Origin of the sequence: Anaeromyxobacter sp. SG64, from assembly GCF_022690745.1 — a bacterium.
In the GTDB taxonomy this organism is placed as follows: Bacteria; Myxococcota; Myxococcia; order Myxococcales; family Anaeromyxobacteraceae; genus Anaeromyxobacter; species Anaeromyxobacter soli.
The window spans coordinates 1-1,844 of record NZ_JALCZB010000189.1 but is presented as its reverse complement, the minus strand read 5'-3'; the positions used below and the strand labels follow the sequence as shown (position 1 = coordinate 1,844).

The 1,844-nt window shown below is 79.0% G+C and carries 2 protein-coding genes; both read right to left on the bottom strand.

What is annotated here, in order from left to right:
• On the bottom strand, positions 1-1,028 hold a 1,028-nt coding region (locus MNZ29_RS23975), incomplete at its 3' end, for an FHIPEP family type III secretion protein (protein ID WP_242357104.1).
• The coding region (locus MNZ29_RS23970) for an EscU/YscU/HrcU family type III secretion system export apparatus switch protein (protein WP_242357103.1) at positions 1,025-1,844 on the bottom strand (820 nt) is incomplete at its 5' end. The genes MNZ29_RS23970 and MNZ29_RS23975, both read right to left, overlap by 4 nt.

The window sequence follows — 1,844 nt, the reverse complement described above, 5'->3', positions numbered from 1 at the left end:
GCGAAGGGATCGGCGGGGCCCGCGGCCGCCTCGGCGGGGACGGCGGCGGAGCGCCGCGCGCGCCGGCGGGCGAGCTGGAACGCACCGCCCGCCGCGGCGGCGGAGAGCGCCGCGAAAGGCGCCGCCGGGAGGCCGGGGGCGAGCGCGAGGGCCGCGAGGAGGGCAGACACCGTCCCGAGCGCCGCCGGCTCGGCCGCGAGCTGCCGGCCGATCTCGCCGCCGAGCGAGCCGCCCTCGTCCTCGGCGGCCACCCGCGTGACGGCGACCCCGGCCGAGACCGCCACGAGGAGCGCGGGGAGCTGCGAGACGAGGCCGTCGCCGATGGCGAGGAGGGCGTACCGGCGCGCCGCCGCACCGACGTCCATCCCGCGGAGCGCGCCCGCCACGAGCCCGCCGGTCACGTTCACGAGGACGATCGCGACGCCCGCGATGGCGTCGCCCTTCACGAACTTGAGCGCGCCGTCCATCGCGCCGTACAGCTGGCTCTCCCGCTCGAGCGCCCGGCGCCGCCGGCGCGCCTCGCCCGCGTCGATCGCGCCGGCGCGCACGTCCGCGTCGATCGCCATCTGCTTGCCGGGGAGCGCGTCGAGCGTGAAGCGCGCCGCGACCTCCGCCACGCGCTCCGCGCCCTTGGCGACGACGAGGAGCTGCACGAGCGTGAGGATGGCGAAGACGACGGCGCCCACGACGTAGTTGCCCTGCACGACCACCCGCCCGAACGCCTCGATGACGCGCCCGGCGTCCCCGCGCGAGAGGACGAGGCGCGTCGACGAGACGTTGAGCGCCAGGCGGAACAGGGTCGTGAGGAGCAGGAGGGTCGGGAAGCTCGCGAACCCGAGCGCGTCCCGCGCGAAGAGCGTCACGACGAGGATCGTCGCCGCCACCGCGAGGTTCAGGGCGAGGAGCGCGTCGAGCGCCGCGGGCGGGACGGGCGCGACGAGCAGGACCACGACGGCGAGGACCGCGACGGCGAAGGCGGCGTCGCCGGCGCCGCGGACGCGGGTGAGGATCGAGTGCAGGCGGGTCATGGCGTCTCCGTGTGGCCGTACAGGTGGGCGAGGACCGCGGCGGCGGCCTCGTAGAGCTCCTCCGGGATCTCGTCGCCGACCTCGGCGAGGCGGTGGAGCGCGCGCGCGAGCGGCACGTCGCGAACGATCGGCACGCCCGCGCGCCGCGCCGCGGACCGGATGCGGGCGGCGGCGAGCCCGGTGCCCTTCGCGACGAGCCGGGGCGCGGCCTCGCCGTCGCGATCGTGGCGCAGCGCCACCGCGACGTGGGTCGGGTTCACGACGACGACCGTCGCCCGCGAGACCGCGCCGGCCTCGAGCAGCGCGCGGTGCAGGCGGCGGCGCTCCGACCGGTGCGCGGGGTCGCCCTCGTCCTCCTTGTGCTCGCGGCGGACCTCGTCCCGCGTCATGCGGAGCGCGCGCCGGTGGCGGAAGCGCGCGAGCGCGAGATCGGCGAGCCCGAGGAGCGCGTAGGCGACCCCGAGCCGCACGGCGAGCCCGAGGAGGAGCGGCGTCGCGCCCCAGAGCGCGCGCGCGTCGAGGCGGGAGAGGCCCGCGAGCGCCGGCGCGGCCGCGCGGAGCCACGCCAGGGCGATGGCGAGCAGGACCGCCCCCTTGGCGAGCCCGAGCGGGACGGCGAGCAGGCTCGCCGGCGAGAGCAGGCGGCGCAGCCCCGCCATCGGGCTCACGCGCTCGGCCCGGGGCGCGAGCGCGCCCGGCGCGAAGGTGAAGCCCGCCTGCAGCGCGCCGGCGATGGCGGCCGCCGCGAAGGCGCCGACGGCCGGAAGGAGCGAGAGGCGCGCGACGGCGGCGAGCCCGGCGTGGAGCGCCGCGGCC